This is a genomic window from Robertmurraya sp. DFI.2.37, assembly GCF_029211245.1.
In the GTDB taxonomy this organism is placed as follows: domain Bacteria; phylum Bacillota; class Bacilli; order Bacillales; family Cytobacillaceae; genus Robertmurraya; species Robertmurraya methanolica_A.
Genome location: NZ_JARGEJ010000538.1, coordinates 1 through 310, shown reverse-complemented (window position 1 = coordinate 310; position 310 = coordinate 1). Strand labels below are relative to the sequence as shown.

The window sequence follows — 310 nt, the reverse complement described above, 5'->3', positions numbered from 1 at the left end:
CTCTTTTTTGCTGCCAGTGCATCACCTGCCAATTTTTCGGATGACAAACAATTGCTGGAAAGACTGAAAGGTATTGCTGAAAGATTCATTTATATCGGATTAAGAGACGGGTTGACATTGGATTTATTCAATAATAAAATGAAAGTGAATGTTCCGGTCTACAAACAACCTGATCCTTCTTATTATTTGGATATAAACGAATTTCAATTACCCGAATTTTATGTCCGCAAGCTGAAAGGAAAGAAAATAGCCTTTTATAATTTCAGTCCCAATTTCCCTTACCGTAAAGAACTGGCTGATTTAATAAGAA

At 34.8% G+C, this 310-nt stretch carries 1 protein-coding gene; it reads left to right on the top strand.

The window, feature by feature from the left end; translation table 11 throughout:
* Positions 1-51 precede the first annotated feature (51 nt).
* A partial coding sequence (locus tag PZE06_RS27605; RefSeq protein ID WP_275792337.1) for a hypothetical protein occupies positions 52-310 on the top strand: 259 nt, incomplete at its 3' end.